Source organism: Ginsengibacter hankyongi (assembly GCF_008710285.1).
Classification (GTDB): Bacteria; Bacteroidota; Bacteroidia; order Chitinophagales; family Chitinophagaceae; genus Ginsengibacter; species Ginsengibacter hankyongi.
Window position 1 is genome coordinate 1 of sequence record NZ_VYQF01000016.1, and the last position, 24202, is coordinate 24202.

Sequence of the window (24202 nt, forward strand, 5' to 3'; positions counted from 1 at the left end):
CAAATTAATCTTGCATTTTTCATTCATTCCGGGACTGCTTAATATGGTCTCAAAAATATTTGACTTCTCTTTTCCAGGATTGATTGCCACGTTACCCATAAAATTCATTTATAATTTCAAAATTTATTGACAACACAAATCTATTTTGCTAACACCATTTTCACCCCTTCAGAATTTGAACAGGTATTCGCCAATCGGCGCTAAGGTGACCAATATAGACGATGGTCCCGAGTTCCTGTCATTTCATGAAAAATTACATTCAAGATTGGTTTTAGAGAAATAATTCGGACAATTTTTTTAGACTGTTATACCCGAATAGTTTTTATTCAACTGAACTAGGGTATAGATCATTCAACTATTATTGTACAGGCAAATAAGAATATATCCAATAATAATATTCGTTAGTGAGTCCACTCTTTGCGGGATCAACAGACAAAGACCCAACGGTTTCAGTCCTTATTTTAAGCTGCGATTTACCTTTGGTAAAGGAACCGGGAATCTCAAATTCGGTATCGCGGAATTTAGCCGTAATATTCCCCTTTTGCCAATCCGGTAGTGAATCATTATAATAAAGCCTCTTATTTAAATAATAATTAGCTCCCTGTTCGAACCAATTCCCTGCAAACTTATTATCGACAAACACTTTCACCCGCTGATGATAGGACGTCTGGTTTATTCGCTTTCTTATCCGCACCCCGTCATTTTTTGGATTAATATGGATAGTAAAAGCGGTGCTACCATTAGTCCATCGCCCGGCATCAGAAAATAGGGTATCAAAATCGCCCTCATAGCCTGCCCGGTCATTTTGAAATTGCGCTTTAGTGCCTCTTATTGTATATGAATGAGAAGTTTCTGATTGCAAATCACCAATATCAATACTGTCTGTTCTCTCCAGGTATTGCTTCGGGTTATAATAATAATAGATAGCGCTGTTAAAAATTCCATCACGGTCATGCACATAATAAATGGCGTGGTCTTGCGTAAATAACAGGGAATTTACGAAAGGAATGTAATCGATTATGTGGAATCGATAGCCAATATCCTTTGCGAGCCCTCCTGAAAAAGGCCGGGTAAACCCAGGGTGGATTCCGTAGGAATGATTGAAGTAATCCTCGCCACCCGTACTTTCAACGGCCGGAGTTTTTGAACCATCAACGTATATGCTGAAATTTGCTTCAATAGCTCCTGTTAGCTGCGATACCGTTCCAACCATAATACCTGAACCTTTCACTGAAAGATTAACAAAATCAGGTTGCCCGGCTTTAACAGCAGTCGGAGGGTTATACTTCACCCGAAATGTCCCGGTACTTTGTTCGGGATACGGATTGGAATCAGACCAGTTAAACTGGCAGGAAACATGGATGGGCCTTTGCTGCTTATTTATCAATTCCATTTTAAATGACTTCCAAAACGGCATCGGAAAATAATTATAGAGACTTTTTCCGTCAAAACCTGCCGGCATACCTCTGGCATTATTCATATTAACTTTAGCATAACCACCAAAGAAAAATGCAATCGGCAAACAGGCAGTAACTTCAGAGTCTGTGGAAACACTAATATATATGCTGTCCATTGCGGTACTATCCCCCTGTGGCAGGGTAAGATGTATCTGTCTAATTACGCCCGGGGTAACGTCATTAAAAAAAGTGACTGTTTTGTTTGCTCCAACGATAACATCCACGGTTTTATGGCGATTGCCAGGAACCTTACCGGGAAAACTTCCCACCGGGTTTTGCATCTTCTTGTAAATACCCGCGAGGTCTGCCTTTGATATAGCTTCTGAATAATAATGACTCCTGAAAAGGTGCAAAGTGAATTGGTACCATTGAGGTTTAATATCACTATAGGCTTTAAAATTTTCATGAAAGGGCAAACACGGAAATGCCCACCAAATGCCGTCTTTTGATTCCCATAGGTATTCAGGATACTTCCGGCTATTGAAATAATTCTTGAATGATTTATCAATCCCGGAGGTGCTCTTTTTTGAATCAAAGAGTTTCATTCTTCCCGTGGAATCATTTGATAAAAAAGCAAACCAACAATGCACCAACATTCCTGATTCGCCTTCATAATTAGCCATCTCATAACCATTCTTTCCCTCACTGGTGTAATTTAAAAAGTCCTGAACAGTTTTGTTCAGGGGACTTTTGGAAGTGTGAGACCACAGTTTTACTCCTGTTCGTATAAAAGGAAGGTCTTCCCATACAACTGCGGGGTTCTTAGGTACATGTTGTCCAAATACTCTTAATGAAAATAGCGTGAATCCCCACATTATCGCCATACCCCGGTTGATGTAACACGATTGGCCCGGGATCTTCCATTTATTTAATTTGTTAACCATATTTTTGAGTGTTTCCAACTAGTTCAACTTTTTTGACTTCATAAAAACATAGTGGCCGCCGGTAGAACCGGCAACCACTACATCTCTAAATTTTACCAACCAGGATTTTGTTCCAGTTTATTGTCCAACAGTATCTGTCGTGTCGGTAACGGCATTAGGTAATTTTTGGCCGGGTCAAAATGCCGGTTTGCAGAAGGCTCAACAATTAGATAACCTTCGTTATCGAGCTGAGGTTTAATATCCGCCCAACGCGGATCTGTTGCATATTGTGTGCCCGTCCACTTCACTCCTTCGAGCGCCTGCGGCAATTCGTCCTCTGCTGTTTTCCATCTCCTGATGTCATCAAATCTAAAACCTTCCATACTTAGCTCAATCGTTCTTTCCCGTCTAATTTCCGTTCTCATATCCAAGCCATTGGCGGCTACTAATTCATTAGTAAGTGGCGCCACACCTGCCCTTGCCCTCAATAAGTTTATTGTTTGATTCAACTCGTCATTTGTAATTGAACCATTTTTCTCAAATAAAGCTTCCGCATTTATTAATAATACTTCGGCATACCTGATAACCGGGTAGTCTGTTCCCAGTGGTCGTGCTATTTCCTGTTGAAATTTTAAAGGATAATAGCCCGTACTGGTGGTACGTCCAAAAAGTACGTCGTATATAACTCCCCCGGAATAAGGATTCGACCAGGTCCGGTTGTATTCAGGTGGATAAAACCCCCAAAATACCTTAAATGGAACACAAAAATCATTGGTCATTCTTAAATCCCTGTTTTGGTATTCGCTGGTGGCCGTTTGCTTTCCCTGGAACAGGGGCGACTTATCAATTGGAAGCCCGTCCTTGCAAAGAAACATATCTGCAAATTTTCTTGTCGGGCTATATGAGTTGTTACCACTTACACCGGGCGCAGGCCTGATATTATTATCGAATCTATTCACAAAAATATATTCGTTTTGATTACTCTTGGTTAGGTTGGCGGCGTTTGATTGGACGTTGTCCAGAATGAAAAAATACCTGTAACTCGAATCTCCAAGCACATCTCTCCTGTCGAAAAGGGAATACTGGCTGCTTGTCATTACTGATTTTGAGGCATTAATGGCAATATCAAGCAAATCCTGCCATCCGCTCAAACCCCTGAATTCGCGCCACGTCCCTTCAAAAAGAGCTATTCTTGCTTCAAGCGCCAGGGCAGCACCCTGACTCACTCTTCCTTTATCCGAGCCCGCAATATTGGCTTCAACCGGCAAATCATTGATTGCAGAATCCAGGTCTTTCAATAGGTAACTGGTAACTTCTTCCCGCGTATTTCTCGGCCCATATAAAATATCATTATCACTGAGCGTAAGCACTTTATCAACAATAGGCACTCCGCCATAATCCCGCAATAAGTTAAAATAGGCCATCGCCCTGAAAAACCGTGCTTCGCCTCCATACACGGCAACCTGGCTTTTTAAAGACGGATCTGCCGAATTTACTTTGTCTATAAGATAGGTCGTGTTTCTAATGGTGATGTAGGCATTTTCCCATAAGCTACTGGAGGCTGGCGCAAAATAACTTCCGTTACTTATCGTATTAGTACCTCCTACGTTAGCCAGAATATCGGAATAGCTATCACGGGCGTAACCGGTCGTTTCATTGGGCAATCCAATGTAAAATTGATTTGCAAATAATTTAAATTGATCCGGTGTCTTAAAAAAAGTGGCCTCCGAATAATTAACCTGCGGAACAAGGTTCAGGTTTTTCTCACATGCGGTAAGCAAGAAGCACGGTATAAATAGTGCGTAAAAGAAACATTTGAATGTTTTGTTCATAAAATTAGAATTTAGAATTTTAAGTTTAGACCAAAGGAAAATTGCCTTGGAAAAGGTGTAACAAAATGGTTGAACGGCTTTTCCGGATCAAACACACCGGGGAGATTATATAGTTCAAAAACATCGGTTCCACTAAAAAAGACGCGTAAATCCTTTATCTTATATTTTTCTGTTAAGCGATTAGGGACATTATAACCGAATTGGATATTCTTCAGTCTTATATATTTATCATTAAATAACCGGTAAGGGGCGTCCGATACGGTGTAATTATTATTATTAATATCTCCCCTGACATTCAGTTCCGGGTAACTTGCGTTGGTTTGTGTCGGTGTCCAGGTATTATGGTAAAAATAGCTAAGCTGAGGCCAAGAGTCGGCTTCGAAGGCTCTGTTCCCATCATACACCATCCATTTCAATACCCCCTGAAAGAAAGTGCTGAAATAGAAGTTTTTATAATTTAATCCCAGATTAATCCCAAAAAGATAATGCTGGCCTGCATCTCCGAGGTAGGCTAAATCTCCTGAAGTCGACGTTGGTTTTCCGTCGGCTCCTAATTGGTACAACTGCGGGGTCAATTTTCCGTCACCGTTTAAATCTTTATATTTTGCATCACCGGGTTGTAACCCCTGTGGAATTCCGGAATGTATAGAGGCGGTGTATTTATCTGCTTCACCCTGGCTCTGTAATAATCCATCATAGCGGTATCCGAAGTAGGCATCTGCAGAATACCCTTCAACAAAGCTATTGAACCCAATATTTGGAATCCTTGAGTCGGCAAGTTGAATTACCTTATTAGTACTGTTGCTCAGGTTAACCCCTATATTATATCCAAAATTTCCAAATTCGCTCTTCCAGTTTACAGCTACTTCCCAACCTTTTGTTCTTACGTGAGCTCCGTTTATACTGGGTGGGTTAACGCCTAATAATTGAGGAAATTCCTTACTGTAAAACATATTCGCGTTGTCCTTTATAAAATAATCAACGGAACCGGAAAGCCTGCTGTCCAGTACTGAAAAATCAATGCCCAGGTTTCTGGAGTCTACTCTCTCCCATGTCCTGGTAGCACTACCCAGGCCAGCCAACATCGCTTGCTGTGTTAGCAAAGGGGAAGACGAACTACCAAACGGATAACTTCCGCCGATGTTAATCTGGGGTATGTAATCATATAATCCTATACTGGCTTCGTTACCCAGCTGTCCCCAGGAAGCACGTATTTTCATAAAATTGATAACATTGCTGAATTTTTGCATGAATTTTTCGTCGGAAATGGTCCACGCACCGGAGAGGCCGTAAAAGGGCGACCACTTATGGCCGGGTGCAAATTTGGAAGACCCGTCATACCTGAAGTTGCCTTCCAGGATATATTTTTCTTTATAGTTATAATCCAGCCTCGAGAAAAATGACTCAAGTGCCTGATCTGTTTTCGATTCACCATTGAACTGCTGCGTGGAGCTACCCAGTCCAAAAGTCGGCAATTGGCTACTAATCAAACCAAGATTTCGTTGTACTCCAATATTCCGGTATTCCTCCTCCTCGTGGGAATACCCGGCAAGGAGGTCGAATTTATGATCATTTTTTATGCTGAATTTATAATCCGCAAACAAGTTACCTACAAAAGACTTTGTGCGATTATAATAAGCCCCCGCGCTATTCCGGTTGTTGGTAGAATTGTAAGAAAACACGTCATTTTCATTATACATATCGAAACCGAGGTTGGCCCAGTCGCCTTCCTGGATATCGAAATTATTAGCCATATCGCCCGTTATATTTAAGTTTTTCACAGGCGTCAATTCAAACCCCAACTGGCTGTTTATCCGGTAATTAATCTCCGTAACATCTCCCCCCGCCTCTGCATACCCGATTGGGTTTTGGTGGGAACCAAAATTATAATAATGCCCCGCAGGAGTATACGGCATATAAACAGGCCAAATAAGCCCCTGCCAAAATTCAATAGACCCGAAATTATAAGGCTCCACGACCTTTTGCCTCTCTAATTCGATATTTTCATTGATTTTAAGCCAATTGGTTATATCGTAACTGTTCTTTAACCTTGCAAAAAATCTTTTGTTATTATTCGAACCATAGCGGAGCATGGATTGCTGGTCCTCGTATCCTATCGAGTTGTAATAATTCAGTTTATTTGTCTTACCGGAAATCGATAAAGTATTTATATTTAATGGCGCAGCATGGTACATAATTCCGGGCCAATAATAATTTCCAAAAACAAAATTCTCCGTATTATCAAAAGGCCACTGGGTTTGGTATTTCCCGTCATTCTTACTTATTTCTGCCATCGTTAAATTATTCTGCTTGATGTAGTTTACTATATGGGTAAATCCATTGGTAACCTCGCCTGCATTTACATAGGCATCATTCATCATTTCTACTAATTGCAGAATATTCACAGACTTTTTCTCTAGCGCCGGCTGTTGAATAGTATACGTAGAAGAAAAATCAATGGTTGGTTTCAATGACTGGCCTTTCTTGGTGGTAACTAATATTACGCCACCAGCCGCCCTTGCTCCATAAATTGCTGCCTGGGCATCTTTTAGAATGCTGATACTGGCGATATCGTCAGGGCTGATATTATCCAAAAGGTAGGAAGCATCACCACTTTGTGGTATCCCGTCAATAACAACTAAAACACCGGGATCGCTGCGTGAGGTAATGCCCCTTATAGTTATACTACTTTGGGTGCCCCGAATTCTTCCTTCATTTCCCCGGACAATCTGTACTCCTGGCGCCATCCCCTGGAGAAGTTCCGTTGTTCGCGCAGCGGGCCTCCCTTCCAATTGTTTTTCTCCAATCGTAGATACTGCCCCGGTTAACGTAGCTTTCTTTTGCGTGCCGTAGCCAATTACCACCACTTCGTTTAGCCCGGTCGTCGCCGGTTGCAAGGCAATGGTGATTTCACTAAGTCCATTCAGTGGAATTTCCTGTGTTTGGTAACTAATAAAGGAAACTACCAATACGGCATTTTTGTCCGGCACATCGATAGAGAAGTTACCATCGGCTTTAGTGACTGTACTAACTTTGCTGTTCTTCAAAGTAATAGTTGCGCCATTAAGTGGTTTATTACCTACGGCATCGTGCACGGTCCCGTTGATTCTTCTTTGTTGGGAAAAAACCGGCGTTGATAGTAAAAGTAATAATACAATTCTCAAACAGTAATTAAACAGTTTTGATTTTTTCATGCTCTTTTTTTTTTGATTTAATAATTAGTTCTTTATCAGGGAACTTATGATAGATAATTCCCGGGGTATACCTAAAACCACGGGTTTATTTGATCTAATTTTTTATTTCAAACACAATGTATTTTCCAGGTTGCAACATTCATTCTATTGGCTTAATCGATGGCCGAAAGTACATGCATGGCATTATCGTTCGCTATTTTACGAGCGTCACGTTAAGGCTGAATTTTGTCCGATAACAAACTAATTCAACAGCTGCTGCAACAATTTGAAAAATGTTCCTACTTAAAAATTCGCAGCCGGAAAGCAATCATTTACTCAACAAGTATTTTTATTATTTAAAAAGAGTTATGTTATTAAACCCTTCTAACAAAACGTAAAACAAATTTACCATCCGGAGCAGGTAGGCAGAATCGACGTTCTTAGCATTTTATTATATGATATTAGCAAACAAATGTTTTTTTCCTGTGCCGGAATGAATAGCAGATTTCGACCGTAGAATTTATCTATTGTACGGAATTGGCGGGCCATTAACTATGTGTTTCCGCTTTAATTAATTTTTTTAGCTTAAGCAGCCTGCGCGGCTGCATCGGCATGTTAACATGTTTATTAAGAACAACCCGGGATTTGCTAGAGGACGGGATTATTGTTACCGCTGATAAAAACCTACCGGAACAAATGATGAAAGCTGAATAGGCAAAGCCGTTTGTTTAAATTTTCAGGGCTTAAATTTTGTATTTTAACCCAATAATTAAGCTATTTTATCTTTTAAAGCTGAAGTTCTTGGCCAGATGGAATATATATGATAACTTTTGACAGAAGTTTTTTACAAAAGATTGCTAAAAACTACTGATATGAAACCACAACTATTGAAAGTGTCTGCTGAACCCTCCTGTTCGTTCAGCGTTAGACAAGACAGGGTCCCTTATGTAAATAACCGTTGGCATTATCATCCTGAAATTGAATTAATTTATTTTAAGGAAGGGCGCGGAACTCAATTTATAGGTGACAATATCAGCCTCTTTAATTCAGGCGATGTAATTTTAGTGGGAGCCAACCTTCCCCATTACTGGAGTTTTGATGAAACGTATTTCAATTCTCAAATTGAGGAACCGAATGTATTTGTCACTCATTTCTGCGATTATTTTTGGGGGAAGGATTTTTTGACCATTCCTGAAAACCTTCCCATAAAAAACATTTTGGAAACCGCTAAAAGAGGAATACAAATAACAGGGCCAACCAGAGAATTTATCGGGAATCTTTTAGAGAAAATGCTTGTATCAGATGGGTGCAATAAAATAATATTAATATTGGAAGCGCTCGTCAATATTGCTCATTCCGGCAATTATAAAATACTCTCATCCATTGGATTTCAACACAATGTCCGGGAAGCGGGGAACGACCGGATCAATTCCATTTACGAATTTTCTTTAGCCAATTACAAGAGGAAAATTCTAATGGAGGAAGCGGCAGCGATAGCCTGCATGAGTCCTAATTCTTTCTGCCGGTATTTTAAATCCAAAACAAGAAAAACATACTCCAATTTCCTGATTGAAATCAGGGTGGGAATCGCCTGCAAATTATTAATTGCAAACAATTTAAGCATCAAACAAATTTGCTTCGAAAGTGGGTTTAATAATTTTGCAAGTTTTCATAAATTTTTTAAGATGATCACGGGCAAAACTCCTTTGAACTACCAACGGGAATTTATCTCAAAAAATTAGCGATGGATGGCCGTAACGGATAACCTAACTTAGTAAATATACTTTCAGGCTTCTGGCGCCGTGCGCCCCGACAACAAGAGATTGTTCAATATCTGCAGTTTTCGAAGGGCCCGCCACAAAGACACCATAGCCTTCGTTACCAAGCGTTATCCTCTTGTAGGCCTCATGCATGTCAGCTACTATTTTAGTTACGTCCAGGACAATAACCAGGTGCTGGCAAATAAATGGCAGAAGCCTGTTTCTCATCTTGCTTTCTTCAAGCCAAATGGCGCCGTTTTCTGCAATACCCAATGTTCCACTTATATATGCAATTTCTACAGGGTCTAAAAAAGCAGGGTTACTGTTGATATTGATCTCTTCGTTAACGATGCCCAAGACTTCGGTTGTATTGATCGTATAGTGACCGCCTGCGATATTCTTTTGTAGATCATCTTTTATGGTTTGTACATTTTCTACCCAGACTGCAGTTGCTCCATTTATTTGTAAAATATTTAAAAATTGCGGCACAAGGACAGAATAATCATATTTTATGTCGACAACCACATCCGGCATTGGCTGGAATGCAGGTTTGTTTATAGCGATGGCTGCCAGTATTTTTTCTCTGCTGTTCATTTTTTATTTTTAAAATACCAGGTTCGAAAACTCTGCCTCGGCGGGACAGGCATTTCCCGTTGTTTATACCAGGAGTTAATTGTTTTGTTCGCAAGCAATGATGGGAAATATCTCATTATCCACCTTCCCGTTCTGCCTGCAACCCGGTATATAGAAGGATATGATACAACAAAAGACATCATCTTCATGCCGAGCCTCTTGCCGGACGATACATGCCCTTTTTTTGTCAATGCCTGGCGCCATTTCCACAATTGGTCATGGATATCAATTTTTACAGGGCAAACATTACTGCAGGACCCGCATAAGGTGGAGGCAAAAGGCAGATCGGCATTTTCTTGCATATTTATATTTGGATTCAAAATAGCGCCGATGGGTCCGGCTACAGCGCTGTGATAGCTATGTCCGCCACTTCTCCTGTAAACAGGGCAGGTGTTAAAGCAGGCACCACAACGGATACATTTTAAAGAGTTCCGGAAATCGGGTCTTCCCAATTGCCTGGTTCGGCCGTTATCAACTATTACCACATGCATTTGCTGGCCGTTTCTCGGTTTATGAAAATGACTGGAATAAACAGTAATAGGCTGCCCCGTTGCACTCCTGGTAAGCAAACGTAAAAAAACACCCAGGTGTTCCGCTTTTGGGATTATCTTTTCAATGCCCATACAGGCAATGTGAATTCCCGCAGCATGTGCACCCATATCAGCATTGCCTTCATTGGTGCATACCACGAATCCACCAGTTTCTGCCACCGCAAAATTTACCCCGGTAATCGCCAGCTCGGAAAAGATAAATTTTCTTCTCATATGCTGCCTGGCAGCTTCCGCCAGGTATTGCGGGTTATTATTACCTTTTTCTGTATGCAAATGGCTGTGAAAGGTATTGCTTACATCCTCCCTTTTTAAATGTATAGCCGGAAGTACAATATGACTTGGATGCTCTTTCCTCAATTGTACAATATACTCACCCAAATCAGTATCAATGACTTCAATACCCTGTGATGTGAGGTAAGAATTTAAGTCGCATTCTTCCGTAAGCATGGATTTACTTTTGACTACATGCTTAACTTGATTATTACGAATAATTTCAGATATAATTTCGTTATGTTCTTTAGCGTCTTCAGCCCAATGAATATGTATCCCATTGCTTCTTGCCTTTTTTTCAAACTCAATTAAATACTGATCAAGGTTGGATAAGGTATGATTTTTTATTTCGGAGCCATACTCCCTTAACTGCTCCCATTCAGGAACGTTATGTACGGCCCGGTCACGTTTGCTCCGGACGAACCATAATGTTTCATCATGCCAGTCTACCCTCTTTTCATCTTCATTGAAAATAGCTGATAATGCTGAATGGTTTCTCTTATTATGTTCCATGATGGTGCATTCTAAATTATTAAAAATGGGCCCTTTGGAAAAAGAGCCCCTGAAACAGCTTGATTAGCCTGTTTATGAGAAAATGAGTTGTAATACCGGACGTCAGTTTAAATGCCAAGTAATTTTTATCCAAAAAATTCAAATGGGTTATCATTAATAATTTCCGTTTATGTTCAAATTGCATTGAGAATTTCGGCGATATGTATCACCCGTATATCACTTTTTTTTCTTCTCAAGATACCTTCCAGGTGCATCAGGCAACTTACGTCTGTGGAGGTGATATATTCTACCTGGTTTTCTTTATGTTCCCTAATTCTATCTTTTCCCATTTTTACAGAAACGGCTTCTTCAAAAACAGAAAATGTACCCCCAAACCCGCAACATTCATCCCATCGTTCGGGCAACATCATTTGTAAATTCTTTACCATGCTTAATAGTTTCTCCGGCTTTGAAAAAGGGGAAGCGACCAGTTCTGACATAGAGCAGACGTGCAATCCCCGTTGGCCGTGACAACCAACATGTACGCCAACCTTATGGGGAAAATTTGATGGCAGCTTTTCAACTTTTAATACATCGAGCAAAAACTCGGTTAGTTCAAAAACATGCCTGCGAATATGCAGGGCAGCGTCTTCATTTTCATCCGTCAAGTGTTCTTTAATATGCAGTACGCAACTTCCGGAGGGCGATACTACGTAGTCGAAATTGGAGAAGTTTTCTACGAAGTTTTTATTGCACCCTTTTGCTAAACCGGCAAAGCCACTATTGGCCATCGGCTGGCCACAACACGTTTGGTTTAAAGGAAAAATTACTTCACAATTAAGACGCTCTAATAACTCCACGGTGGCAACGGCTACCCTGGGATAAAACTGATCAATATAACATGGAACAAATAAACCCACTTTCATAATTACTGTTCAAAAGTTGCAATAGCTTTAATGGTTTTTATCACGGAATCGGGGGTCAGTGAAATACTATCGATGCCCTCCCGTACAAGAAACTGCGCAAAATCCGGAAAATCAGAAGGTCCTTGTCCGCAAATACCCACTTTAACCCCATTTCTTTTGGCGGCACAAATGAGTTTGGAAATCATTTGTTTTACGGCAGGGTTTCGCTCATTGTATAAATGAGCCACCAATGATGAATCCCGGTCAAGACCAAGCGTTAATTGCGTTAAGTCATTTGAACCTATTGAAAATCCATCGATATGTTTGGCAAATTCATCGGCCAAAATAATATTTGAAGGCACTTCTGCCATCAAGTAAAGCTCCAGATTATTTTTACCTCGTTCCAACCCAAACTCTCTCATCACTTCCTTTACTTTTATTAATTCCTCAACGGTACGGCAGAAGGGTATCATCACGACTACATTATCCAATCCCATTTCTTCCCGAACTATCTTTATTGCTTTACACTCAAGCCCAAAAGCTGCTTTATATTCATCAGAATAATATCTTGAAGCGCCTCTCCAGCCAATCATAGGGTTTTCTTCATGCGGCTCAAAATGATTTCCGCCCAAAAGATTATAATATTCATTAGTCTTGAAATCGCTGAAACGCACAATAACAGGATTTGGATAAAAAGCAGCACCAATCTTAGCAATCCCGTATGACAACTTTTTGATAAAGAAATCTTCTTCATTATCATAGCCGAATATTCGTTTTTCTATTTCTTTTGTTAATAAAGAATCATTTAATTCTTTATGATGCATTAACGCAAGCGGATGGATCTGAATATAATTATTAATGATGAATTCTTCTCGTGCGAGCCCCACACCACAATTAGGCAAATGTGAAAACTTGAAACACATCGAAGGTGATGCTACATTCAGCATAATCTTTGTATCGATTACCGGCAAATTATCAAGATTATATTCTGTGGTTAAATAATCAATTATCCCTTCATAGATATAGCCTGTTTCTCCTTCGGCGCAGCTCGCCGTAACCTCATCACCTTCCTGCAAAATTTTGGTAGCATTGCCACAGCCAACAATGGCCGGAACTCCCAGCTCTCTTGCTACGATAGCAGCATGGCAGGTACGGCCACCTTTATTTGTAATGATCGCTGAAGCTTTTTTCATAATTGGCTCCCAGTCCGGGTCTGTCATATCAGTAACTAATATATCGCCATCATTAAACTCATGCCCTTCTATTACCCGTTTATCTAAAGAATATAAAATATTGGCTTTGCCCGAGCCAATTTTATCGCCAACCGCTATGCCTGTCAGTAATATTTTTTGCTCTTTTGGATTTTTCCTGATTTCATATTCTGTTATTTTTCTATGATTGGTCTGTGAATGAATAGTTTCTGGTCTTGCCTGAACAATGAAAAGTTCTTTGCTCAACCCGTCGAAGGCCCATTCTACATCCATGGGCGTCCATCGGTTTTTGATTTTTGTATAATATTCTTCGATCTTTACGATCCAGTCTGAAAGCTGAATTACTGTCGCATCCGATAAACAAAACCGGTTTTGAAAACCTGTCTCTGTCGGAATAATTTTAACTCTTTCATCCGCTTTATCACCATATACCATCATTTTATCTTTTACCCCTAGCTTTTTCTCAATGATAGAATTGTACCCGTCCTTCAGGGTGGGTTTGAACACAATAAATTCATCGGGCAATATGGCCCCCTGAACTACCATTTCTCCCAATCCGAAAGATCCATTGATAATGACAACATCTTTAAAGCCGCTCTCCGTGTCGAGGCTAAATGCGACTCCGGACGACCCCAAATCACTTCTTACCATTTTCTGCACGCAAACACTTAATCCGATGGAAAAATGATCGTACCCGAAACTTTGCCGGTAGCTGATGGCACGATCCGTAAACAGCGAGGCGATACAATTGCGAACGGCATCCATGAGAGACGCGGGGCCACGAACATTCAGGAAAGTCTCCTGTTGCCCGGCAAATGAAGCGTCAGGCAAATCCTCAGCAGTGGCTGAAGATCGTACTGCAACATCCGTAAATTCCTGGTTATAATCTGAAGATAGTTTTTCATAGGCCTTTATGATCACCTCGCTCATTTCTTTTGGGAAACGGCCGTTTTCGAGTAAAAGCCTTACCTGCTGACCTCCTCTCCTGAGTGATTCAATATTATCGTAATCTATTGAATTTATGATGTGAGTGATGGTGCTTTCCAGATTATTATATTCCAGAAATTTCCTATAGGCTGCAACGGTAACAACAAAACCATTCGGAATATTAATTCCCAAAGAAGCCAGGTGCTGCATCATCTCACCCAATGAAGCATTTTTACCCCCGACCGTTTCAACATCATTAATGCCTACCTCGTTAAGTTCCAAAATAAATTTATCCTTCATAACCATTGCGTTTCGCTAAAATAAATTTGATATTTTCCCAAAAATAGAAGACACAAGGCCATTCATTTTTCAGGAATTTGCCTATTTATTAAACAATCCTGCCATTTCTTTTTTTTGCGATAAATTATTGGACACCAAACGAGTCATAAAAACCGTTTAAATCTATTCAGGTCCATACATCTGCCATTCCAAAAGAGAAGGTGCATCGTCCTTATTTTCAATGAGCAACCTGAAAGATTCAGCGGTGACGGGCATAAAATTTTTCTGATCACCGACACCTTTAGTTGTTGTTGCAATAATCGTTTTCCAGGTTTCTCCGGATTTATATTGAAGGGTTATACCTTGCTTTTTGTTTTCCCAGGGATTCCAGGGTTCGTCTACAATAAGACTCGAAATGGCAACCGGCTTTTTGAAATCAACGGTTGCAGAAGCATTTCTTTCTGTTTTAGCAGCTGTCCATCTTGTAAGACGATTCCCATCGGTCAGGTTTTTAGCGCCTTCTGTTGCATCATTTTCTGAAGACACCACCGCTTCAACGTTCTCCATAGGCGATGGAATTATTTTAAGGTCACCCTCAAATTCAACAGCAACGACTGTATTTATAGTATCGGGAATCTTTTTGGGCAAATGAATCACGGAATGTTGGTTCGCTTTATTTATCGTTACTAAAAGTGGTTTTGAGGGATCCGCCAGTAAATAAGCTTTCCTGATTTTGTTGGCCATCGGAACACCCAGTAAATCATTTGCTGGGTAATCAAATACATGGAGGTATAATTTCTGGCCTTTCCTGGTACATCTTCCATAAGATAAATAGGGAAAAGGGCTGGCAGTAGTACCATATATGGCTTCCTTATTCACATGAAGCCATTTTCCCATTGCTGCCAGTCTTGTAATACTTGCTTTTGGAATTTCGCCTTCGGCGGTTGGACCCACATTTAGTAAAAAGTTCCCTCCTTTGCTTACAATTTCTGTAAGGTTCCTGATAAGCGTTTTTGAGCTCTTCCAATTGGAGTCATAAGATTTATATCCCCACGTATCATTCATGGTCATGCAGGTTTCCCAGTTTCTGCCGGGAAAACCGGTAGAGGGAACAAACTGCTCCGGGGTTTCTGTATCCCCTTGGAATTTGCCGCCTAAGCGGTTATTGGTAATTAGGTTAGGGTGTTGCTTTAATATCGGCATGAACTTTTCGGCTCTCGCTTTGGTCATATCCTTTGGAGTATCCCACCAGAGAATATCGATATTACCATAATTGGATAAAATTTCCCTGACCTGCGGAACAGCAATATTATCCAGGTAAGTATCCATATCCCCATCCTGAGCTGGGTCCCAATGACCGTTGATAGCAGCGCCACCGGGATGATTCCAATCCTGTGCCTGCGAATAATAAAAGCCAATCCTGATGCCCTCTTTTCGGCATGCCGCCACCAGCGGCTTCAGCAAATCTTTACCATAAGGAGATGCATCAACTACATCCCAATCAGTAACTTTTGAATCAAATAAGGCAAAACCATCGTGGTGCTTCGAAGTAATAACAATATATTTTACCCCGGCATTCTTGGCCATTTTGACCCAGGCTTCCGGGTTGTATTTTACCGGGTTAAACTGTTTTGCATAAGGTTTATATTTATCTATCGGAATTTTAGCTGTATTCATAATCCATTCGCCAATGCCCGGAATCTTTTTTCCTTCATAAGTTCCCGCCAGAGCAGAATAAACGCCCCAATGGATAAACATGCCGAACTTGGCGTCTTTCCACCATTGCATTTTTTTAGCTTCTGCCGTCGATTCATTAGATTGCGCATGAACGGCATGAATAGCAAGCACGAATAAAAAAATAGAAGATATTACTTTTTTCATTTTTAAATTTTTAAGGTATAAAATATAACTTATCGAAAACGATTCTTTTTAACGGAATAATTTGGCAATTACCCTTCTGTCCATATAACCAGATCCAGGAAAAATAAGCAGGAATCTTCCCCTCGTAATTTAGCTGATAACCATCCGTTCTCCGGTAAAATAGTATTGAAAAATCACCTCTATTCGCGGTATCTTCATGCTTTCCGTTTATGCGAAATCCTATTTTAGAAACGGGTTATTTTACAAAGGAAAGCAAATTCATTGCGGTAAATTTTTCCATTCAAACCAATAATTAAACTATTTTGGCTTTTAACTTACGATCGTCATTTCCCTGCTGACCTGCTTAGAAATCGATCTTCCAAGTTTATACCCCTTCACGGAGAAAAATAAGAGGAAAATATAACAGGGCACCAAAATCCAGTAAGCCTGACGGGGATTATAATAATCACTCAAATATCCATAAACTAAGGGAGTGATTGCGCCTCCCACGACACCCATGATCATCAAAGCCGATCCCCGTTTCGTGAATTTCCCCAAACCCTCTATTGCGAGGGGCCAGATAGATGGCCATAGTAACGCGTTACTCAGGCCTAACAATGCTATGAACCAAACCGATGTTTTGCCTGCAATGAATATGGCGGTTAAGGATAGGATAAGACCTAATAAGGAAGACCATTGCAAAGCTTTTTTTTGTTTAATATATTTTGGGATTGCAATAGCGCCCGCGATATAACTAATAATCATGATCAACAGAATATACGTTGCAAAGAATTTAGCCTCCTTAAAACTATAGCCCATATATTCACTATAGTTAATAATGGAATCGACCGCTAATACCTCTACGCTCACTTCAAAAAAGATAGCTATAGCCCCCAAAACAAGGAAGGGGTACTGAAACACGTGCCGTTTCTGCACCGCTTCTTCCCCGGTAAATGCCTCCTCCTGCTCTTTCACTTCCGGAAGCTTTGAATAACGGATCATCAGTCCAAGGCCCACCAAAACTATAGTCATAATCACGTAGGGCATTATCAGGCGCGAGGATAATTCATTCAGGATTCCCAGTTGCTCAGTGTGTTTTAATGAGGGCAGTAATTTTTTTAACTGGTCGATTTCATCCGGGTTTTTTGTTATAGCGCGAATAAGAATAAGGGGCGCTAATGCTCCTGCAGCCTTATTACAAATTCCCATGATGCTAATCCGTTTGGCGGCACTTTCAATCGGGCCCAGGATAGTGATGTACGGATTCACTGCTGTCTGTAGAATGGTAAGGCCCGTCGCCTGGACAAACAATCCCAATAAAAATGTAATATAATTGCGACCCAGTGCGGCCGGTATGAAGATGATGGTGCCTGCGGCCATCACCAGCAAGCCCAGCGTCATCCCATTTTTAAACCCTGTTTTTTTCAGCAGCGCAGACGAGGGAATTGCCATTACAAAGTAAGAAAAATAGAAGGAAAAAGCAACCATCATCGATTGCCAGGTAGCGAGGTTGCAAACAAATTTAAAATAAGGTATGAGCAAAGAATTAAGCCAGCTTACAAACCCAAAAATGAAAAAAAGCAATCCAATAATGGCGATGGCTCCATAATTTTTTTTGTCCTTGTAATTTGCTTTTCCCATAAGTAATTGTAATAGTATTGATTTCCTTTTATGAATGATAACGGACTTGTTAACCGTCTGCCCTACATTGAAAATTACCTAACATTCTCGTCCTCGCGAGATACACCAGAAGTATTTCTTTGCATACTTCAATCAAATGAATTCCCGGCCTATTTCCGGCACGATCTCCTCTTCTAGAAATAATCGCTAAACGGCCGTTGTTCAACTATGGCAGTTAGTCCCATCATCGGTCCCGCTATCCCGGCCAGGAATCCCATCGCTCCGCCTGCGCCCTTTGAATCGATCCACTCGGGAAATGCCAGTTTTTCAACGTTAGCTACCAATTCTTTCGCAATTTCAACGGCAAATTCGATATCCTGGTGAGCAATAGCCGGCAAAACCCAACCGGTACCTATGGACCAAAATCCACCGTTGGTATAACTGCCTAATGGAACATTTACCAATTGTCGCTGCCAACCGTCCTTTTCAGCAATCTGTCGGGTGAAGCCTTTTAAAAAAATGTCATCGCGGTGCTTACGGTACCAGTCTACTATGCTTTTTTGTTCAGCGGGCTCTACCATCCAATATGCTAATCCATTTCCCCAAACATTTACCTGCCTGCAATCTTTTGATCCGGCGAGGAAGGCTCCTTCCTCTTTGTCAAAGAGTCGGTATAGATTTTCGGGGATACCCTTTGCCAGGCGTGTCCAGCGTGTGGTAACGTCCTTGTCAATACAATTGTCAAAAAAACGGGCTGCCCGCGTCAGACCAAAATGAAGTATCATACTGCTCATCAATACAAAACCTGTGATCGCTTCAGGATCATGAAACCCAAAATCTACTCCCGGGTGCTGGGGATCAATATAAGCCAACCCGCAGGAAAAGGGTACCAACTCCATGCTTCGTTCAAAAATCCTGGCCCAGTCTTCCTTCCTGGGAATTTCAGCCCCCCATTTTTCAAGATGATCGATAAGCCTGATCCAGGCCGCAGGAAGATGCAGCGGCATGTGTATCGCATGGGGGCTATTCAAACTTCCGGGCTGCATTACGGGCATCCCGTCTGCTTCTACCCTGTCGGGGAAGCAAGGCAAATCAACAATACTTTCTGTAAGAAAACGGGCAATGGCGGTAAGCTCTTCCTTGTTATAAAGATCCGGTTGCACCATCATGGGATACAAAAAATCATCTGGCCATATTCCCCGGTAGGTAGCACTCACGGATGGGGAATGCAATTTAAGAGAACTGCCAAAGACAATCTTTGAACGTGTCAGGGACTCAAGAAGACTTTCTCTTAATCGTTCAAGCAACTTTCGAAAGATGTCATTGTTAGATTTATACCCTTCTGATCCTGTTCCGGATCCTGGAATTAAATCGATTGGAGCTATGCTCAAAACGGCTCCCGCCTTCCCCGTAAGAGCCAGGAACTTCCTCCGGCTTAATCTTATTTTTTTTCCGGCCATACTCACTTATTACGTTTAATCAATCGATTAATTAAAGTGTCAATCGGCTACTTTTTTTTGAATAATGATAATCCCTCCTTTGCCCGCCGGAACCACGACGTCATCCAGGTTATTGTAAAAATGCGCTTCCTGAAAATCACGAATGGAAGGAGCCCGAATGCCCACTTGTGTTGCATTCAGGTTTACCGATTTCCAGTTAATATCGAGCTTGATATGAATATCCTGCGTGGCCCAACTGGCATAGGCGATTAATATCTTATCCGACCGCCGATATACTGTTACTTTAACCTCTTTACTATTGCATTTAACGGGCAGAAATGGATCCCAGTAACCTATCATTTTTGCCTTTTTAATTCCGAATTGATCCCACAGTTGCCAAAGGGCAGAAGGATCGCATCCTCCCCAACCCAGCCGGGAGGTGACGCCATATACCATACCACGCCAGGCATTGCCACAGCCGTTAAGCATTTCGCCATACAACCCGAATGGAATGCCCGACATTTCCACCAACCAGTAATCGGGGTTTTCATTATAATTGAACATTTCACCCAGCCAAAGACTATTAATACACGGAAACAATTCCATGTATTCATTGGCCGTACTGTTCAATCCGTATGCCGGCTGAAAATTATTACCGGAATGAAAATCGATCAGGCAACTATCTGCGGACCGGTCCAGTACCTTTCGAACCCTCTTCATGATCTCACGGTCATATCCTACCCCATCCAGGTAAATGCCCCGTATACCCACGTTCTTTACCAGCCACCTAAGGCCTTCCAGGTAGTAATTATGCCACCTCGATAATCCTTGTGTCCGAATCGCCATATCCCATCCACCGCCTTGAACCGGGCTGTGCCAGGCCGCGTCATAATTCGTCCGCAAATGTTCCGTGAGCCATGACCCCCCGGTGGAATATAAATTACCCCCTGTTCCGTCGTCAGCAAACTGGTCAGCTAGCTGTGAACCCATGCCGGGAGTAAAAATTTCGTTGCCCAGGCTTCGTAACGCCCATAACTCCGGGGTGTGGTTACTCAATTCCCGTACGGTATAGTAAATTTTGCAGCGGATACCCTTTGACCGCGCCGCGGCAATAAAGTTTTTCAAAGTATCAGTAGCTATAAAAGGATAGTTAATATACGGGTTCAGGATGTTTCCCTGGTGAATGTTCATAACATTCGCGCCTTTTTCAACTGCCTTCGTTAGCCAATTATCTACGGGTGGGTCCGATTGAAAATACCGTTCGCTCCAGTGATTATTGTCCAGCAGTTTAAGCGGTGTAATCAAAAGGCCAAAATTAAGATGCAACACCTGCCCGGCCCTAAGTACCTTTTTGCCTGTGAAGGCCTTGAATAAAAAACTATTTCCCTGCTCCGACAAACTGCAACCGCCTAATCCTTCATTGCTCCAGTCTTTATAAGTCCCTGTTTTATCAAAATTGTATAGGGTCCAATCCGGGAATTCATTCTTCAACTTGCACTGCAGGCCTGCATTTACGTCTCCAATCCATACCATGTTGTTGGCTCGTTCTTTATTCCATCGCCAGTCCCATCTTTCGGGTCGCAGCCCTCCTTTAAACCCCAACCCCATCATATAGGTAGCGACCGGTTTAGCATAAGGTATAAGCAATTGTATATCATCTACAGTCATAGCTTCCCGGGCTTTAAAATCTACCTGGTAGTTGATATACCCGTCACATTCCATTTTTGCCCTTATAATCATTTGGGCATCCGGTCTTTCTTCCGTAGTACGCCAGCTCACCGCACCTTCTTTTTTTTCAGTTATCTGTGGTCCACCTGATTTCCATTTTAGTTTTTCTCCATGCTGCAGGGTTACTAATTGTACCGGAGCCGCAATTATATCTCTTGGTATTCCGTTTATCGAATCATTGCTTCCGGTAAAATAGCTGGTTATTTTATCGGGCAATCCATATTTATTAAAACGAAGTGTGCGGCCCAATACTTTTACGATTTGCCGGTTTAACTCTACGGGAATGTATGGCTTAAAAACGCTATCATCTAAACCAATATCAGAATCTAACCAATTCAGCCTGGCCATCCTGAAGAGTTCATCATACCCCCTGTCTGCAATTATTCCGTCTCCGACACTTATATGGACATCTATCAGCCGTGCTCCAATTCCATGGGCCAAAACGGTTACCGTTCCTGTATATAGCCCGGGACTTACATCTTTCATAATATCGACACCGATCCACAGCGCCTGTACATGGCCCTTTTTTATATCGACTTCTTTTGTAAAGGCTTTACCCAGCCAGTCTCTCCCTTGCAGGTTGATACACCGTATAGAAGAAGCAGGTATTTTTTGGCCGGTTTTTTCCGTAAGGTCTGAAAAAACCAATCGCACGTTTTTTAGTGCTTTAAAAGCTGCGAATATCCCTAATTGATATACATAAAACTCGTTTCTTAAAGCGCTTCCGGAGAAGGCCTGGCTTTCGTTTTCCACTGCCCAACGTTCAGGAATATGCGTGTCCATCCGTATTGGATGCTTACGGTCTTCGGGAAATATTAAAAACTCCTTGTTAGAATTTTGATCCAAAAATGACCGCACTGTTTTTTTTGTTGCCACGATCTCCATGGGATCGAAACTATTGAAGGTATTTATAGATTCAAATCGAACTACCCTGGCTTTAGGCAAACGCCCCGTATCAGGCAAAGTCAGCACATTATTCTTTTTCTCCCATGTAACATCACAATGATCCACATAACCCGGGTATATTGTATTGGGGAAGTACCAGCTTCCGCTCGTCCTGTAGGGCATAAAGTACAGGTAGTAGTCGCCCTTGCCTGTAGCCGGTTGAAAGATAAAATCGCCAGATTCTGTATTGACGTTAACTCTGTAAATATTTTCCACGGTTTTGCCGGTAGAAGCATCCACAAGAATGACAGACTTCTTCTCCGGATTATCTTCCCTCCGCCAGGGCACATGAACCCATACGGCATCTGAATCAACCGGGACCTCTATTACAGCCCGGTGATTACCATATTCTTTATTATCCCATTTCCCGGTGCCATAGCAGATCTCCTGCGCAAATACGGCTCTTTTTCCCAAGAGAAAGAAGACCAAAATAAACAAGCCGGCAGCTCTCAGATTTTTTTTATTGCACATATGTTAGATAATTAACCCAATAGGCTTCAAATTGCCAGTTAACTGATTTTAAAATCAAATGATTCCTTTTCTTTATCGTTGATTAAACGATCTATGGTTTTTCTTTAATTGCAAAAAGATCAGTGACCACCATTTGCAGGGCATTCACAACAGCATTTGTAATTTGTATCCCCTTCCCGACGTCAGCTTTCAGAGGATTTCCAAAAATTCCATTGGAAGTCATCGTTTTAAAGTTGCGGTAATAGGAAGCCTTCGGGCCCTTTAACATGTCTCCCTCTGCCCATGGGAAGCCGGCTTTGTTTCCACCTTTTTCCAGTTGCTCCCTGGCCACCAGGTGAGGAGCAATGACTTCCATAAGTGACGTTTCAAATTCGCATGCATGCCCGGTACCTCCCGGGCCGGTCTCGCTGATTTTTTTCAGGGCTTCCTGAACTATCAGCCACCACGTTACGCCTACGATATGCGCTTTTGGATTTTCCTGGCCGAGCTGTTCCAATATCACCTGTCCTATTCCCTGGTTGCCACCATGGCTATTGAACAGAATTATTTTATAAAATCCATGATGCAAAACTGAGCCTATGATATCCTTTACTACCATCCCAAAGGCGGCATGGCTCAAACTTAGGGTACCCGGAAATCCTAGGTGATGGCCGGAGCATCCGATGCCAACCGTGGGTAGTATCAATATCGAATCTCCGATGGCAGCGTTTAGCGCCGCGGCAAAATGGTCCCCGATTAACCGGTCGGTTGCCAGTGGCAAATGAGGCCCGTGCTGCTCTGTAGCGGCAAGAGTCAATAGCACCGGAATATTTCTATCCAGCCTGTCTAATTGCAGATAGCTGAGTTGATCCCAAATCATAGTACATGCTTTTAACGAGAGGGTAGTTGATCAATGCAATGGATGTTACAATACCGCCCAGCATTCCACTTCTACCAATAAGGTGCTCAGCAACCCGGCCTGCACCGCAGTTCTTACTGGCATGATGGCTTCCCGGAAATATTCTATATATACTTTGTTAAACCTCCCCCAGTCTTCTATGTTTTTCAGGTAGACGGTTACCTTAAAGACCTTATCCATACTGCAGCCAGCAACAGCCAATTGCCTCCTGCAATTTTCCAGCGTGAAAGCCGCCTGCTCTTCGATAGTGTCTCCGATGATCTTTCCTTCCATATCAATCGCTGCCTGCCCGGAAATCACTACCAGTTTACCGGGGTTGATCATAAGAACAGGTGAATAAGGACCCGAAGTTTTGTGTTGTGCAGCATTGGCCGGCACCTCTATAGGGGCTGGCCTCCGGTCCTCAAATGTGCTGCCTATGAAGTTGGGAAGATAACCGGTAAACCCGGCAATTTTCCATGACCCGTTAACCCGGCGGCAATGGTATATGCTTTGCCAGTTAGCTGGAACCCTCTCCCCCTCCAGCTTCTGGGAGTCCCATATGAATTTCTTATGTGCCAAAGCGACATCTCCTTTAATCTCTATATCGCGGAGAATTGTTGCCCGGTGCAGTAAATTTTCCGCATTATCGTTGCCAATAGCTTCCCTGAAGGCCGATGCTTGCCTAAGCCATTCCGCTTTATAAGAACGGAGATCACAAAAAGCCAGCGTCCACGCGTCAGGGTTATACGTGCGGTTACCATCTATTGCCATAAACCCTTCCTTTATAAAATCACCCTCTGTTAAAGACCAGTCTTCACTAACGAACGCACGGATGTCTTTTGTTACCAGGATTTCCCAGATCGCTGCCCTGTCTTTATCTGTTGCGGCAAATGGATTTATTGTCAT

At 41.9% G+C, this 24202-nt stretch carries 14 protein-coding genes; 1 reads left to right on the top strand and 13 read right to left on the bottom strand.

Going from position 1 to position 24202, the window contains the following annotated elements:
- Window positions 1-358: 358 nt before the first annotated feature.
- From FW778_RS22600 to FW778_RS22610, 3 genes are all read right to left on the bottom strand, one after another.
- On the bottom strand, window positions 359-2341 hold the full coding sequence (locus FW778_RS22600; RefSeq protein WP_150417193.1) for a DUF2961 domain-containing protein: 1983 nt from the start codon (window positions 2339-2341) through the stop codon (window positions 359-361).
- 92 nt (window positions 2342-2433) lie between these two features.
- Entirely contained in the window at window positions 2434-4152 is a 1719-nt protein-coding gene (locus FW778_RS22605; RefSeq protein WP_150417194.1) for a RagB/SusD family nutrient uptake outer membrane protein, read from the bottom strand.
- An 11-nt stretch (window positions 4153-4163) separates the two neighbouring features.
- Complete coding sequence (locus FW778_RS22610) at window positions 4164-7346, bottom strand: SusC/RagA family TonB-linked outer membrane protein (RefSeq protein WP_150417195.1); 3183 nt, start codon at window positions 7344-7346, stop codon at window positions 4164-4166.
- A gap of 851 nt (window positions 7347-8197) precedes the next feature.
- Here FW778_RS22610 and FW778_RS22615 point away from each other — a divergent pair.
- Entirely contained in the window at window positions 8198-9067 is an 870-nt protein-coding gene (locus FW778_RS22615) for an AraC family transcriptional regulator (RefSeq protein ID WP_150417196.1), read from the top strand.
- A 24-nt stretch (window positions 9068-9091) separates the two neighbouring features.
- On the opposite strand, the gene FW778_RS22620 is transcribed toward FW778_RS22615, so the two are convergent.
- The 10 genes from FW778_RS22620 to FW778_RS22665 form a co-directional block, all read right to left on the bottom strand.
- Window positions 9092-9679, bottom strand: coding sequence for a LutC/YkgG family protein (locus FW778_RS22620; RefSeq protein WP_150417197.1), 588 nt, complete (start codon window positions 9677-9679; stop codon window positions 9092-9094).
- Window positions 9676-11052, bottom strand: a complete 1377-nt coding sequence (locus tag FW778_RS22625; RefSeq protein WP_150417198.1) for a lactate utilization protein B — start codon at window positions 11050-11052, stop codon at window positions 9676-9678. The genes FW778_RS22620 and FW778_RS22625 overlap by 4 nt, the downstream gene beginning before the upstream one ends.
- Before the next feature lie 173 nt (window positions 11053-11225).
- The gene (locus FW778_RS22630) at window positions 11226-11957 is read right to left on the bottom strand and encodes a (Fe-S)-binding protein (RefSeq protein ID WP_150417199.1); all 732 of its coding nucleotides are present in this window, start codon (window positions 11955-11957) and stop codon (window positions 11226-11228) included.
- A gap of 2 nt (window positions 11958-11959) precedes the next feature.
- Entirely contained in the window at window positions 11960-14374 is a 2415-nt protein-coding gene (ppsA, locus tag FW778_RS22635; RefSeq protein WP_150417200.1) for a phosphoenolpyruvate synthase, read from the bottom strand.
- A 162-nt stretch (window positions 14375-14536) separates the two neighbouring features.
- Window positions 14537-16234, bottom strand: a complete 1698-nt coding sequence (locus FW778_RS22640) for an alpha-L-fucosidase (RefSeq protein ID WP_150417201.1) — start codon at window positions 16232-16234, stop codon at window positions 14537-14539.
- A 309-nt stretch (window positions 16235-16543) separates the two neighbouring features.
- On the bottom strand, window positions 16544-17854 hold the full coding sequence (locus tag FW778_RS22645) for a sugar MFS transporter (RefSeq protein ID WP_150417202.1): 1311 nt from the start codon (window positions 17852-17854) through the stop codon (window positions 16544-16546).
- A 173-nt stretch (window positions 17855-18027) separates the two neighbouring features.
- Entirely contained in the window at window positions 18028-19293 is a 1266-nt protein-coding gene (locus tag FW778_RS22650; protein ID WP_150417203.1) for a hypothetical protein, read from the bottom strand.
- A 39-nt stretch (window positions 19294-19332) separates the two neighbouring features.
- A complete protein-coding gene (locus tag FW778_RS22655) occupies window positions 19333-22416 on the bottom strand; it encodes a glycoside hydrolase domain-containing protein (RefSeq protein ID WP_150417204.1) in 3084 nt (1027 codons plus the stop codon).
- Between the two features lie 91 nt (window positions 22417-22507).
- Complete coding sequence (locus FW778_RS22660) at window positions 22508-23275, bottom strand: creatininase family protein (protein ID WP_150417205.1); 768 nt, start codon at window positions 23273-23275, stop codon at window positions 22508-22510.
- 45 nt (window positions 23276-23320) lie between these two features.
- Window positions 23321-24202, bottom strand: coding sequence for a RidA family protein (locus tag FW778_RS22665; RefSeq protein ID WP_150417206.1), 882 nt, complete (start codon window positions 24200-24202; stop codon window positions 23321-23323).

Excerpts from the sequence above, each read along its gene's own strand:
- FW778_RS22600 (WP_150417193.1), bottom strand. The coding sequence starts at position 2,341 with ATGGTTAACAAATTAAATAAATGGAAGATCCCGGGCCAATCGTGTTAC.
- FW778_RS22605 (WP_150417194.1), bottom strand. The coding sequence starts at position 4,152 with ATGAACAAAACATTCAAATGTTTCTTTTACGCACTATTTATACCGTGC.
- FW778_RS22610 (WP_150417195.1), bottom strand. The coding sequence starts at position 7,346 with ATGAAAAAATCAAAACTGTTTAATTACTGTTTGAGAATTGTATTATTA.
- FW778_RS22615 (WP_150417196.1), top strand. The coding sequence starts at position 8,198 with ATGAAACCACAACTATTGAAAGTGTCTGCTGAACCCTCCTGTTCGTTC.
- FW778_RS22620 (WP_150417197.1), bottom strand. The coding sequence starts at position 9,679 with ATGAACAGCAGAGAAAAAATACTGGCAGCCATCGCTATAAACAAACCT.
- FW778_RS22625 (WP_150417198.1), bottom strand. The coding sequence starts at position 11,052 with ATGGAACATAATAAGAGAAACCATTCAGCATTATCAGCTATTTTCAAT.
- FW778_RS22630 (WP_150417199.1), bottom strand. The coding sequence starts at position 11,957 with ATGAAAGTGGGTTTATTTGTTCCATGTTATATTGATCAGTTTTATCCC.
- ppsA (WP_150417200.1), bottom strand. The coding sequence starts at position 14,374 with ATGAAGGATAAATTTATTTTGGAACTTAACGAGGTAGGCATTAATGAT.
- FW778_RS22640 (WP_150417201.1), bottom strand. The coding sequence starts at position 16,234 with ATGAAAAAAGTAATATCTTCTATTTTTTTATTCGTGCTTGCTATTCAT.
- FW778_RS22645 (WP_150417202.1), bottom strand. The coding sequence starts at position 17,854 with ATGGGAAAAGCAAATTACAAGGACAAAAAAAATTATGGAGCCATCGCC.
- FW778_RS22650 (WP_150417203.1), bottom strand. The coding sequence starts at position 19,293 with ATGGCCGGAAAAAAAATAAGATTAAGCCGGAGGAAGTTCCTGGCTCTT.
- FW778_RS22655 (WP_150417204.1), bottom strand. The coding sequence starts at position 22,416 with ATGTGCAATAAAAAAAATCTGAGAGCTGCCGGCTTGTTTATTTTGGTC.
- FW778_RS22660 (WP_150417205.1), bottom strand. The coding sequence starts at position 23,275 with ATGATTTGGGATCAACTCAGCTATCTGCAATTAGACAGGCTGGATAGA.
- FW778_RS22665 (WP_150417206.1), bottom strand. The coding sequence starts at position 24,202 with ATGACAATAAATCCATTTGCCGCAACAGATAAAGACAGGGCAGCGATC.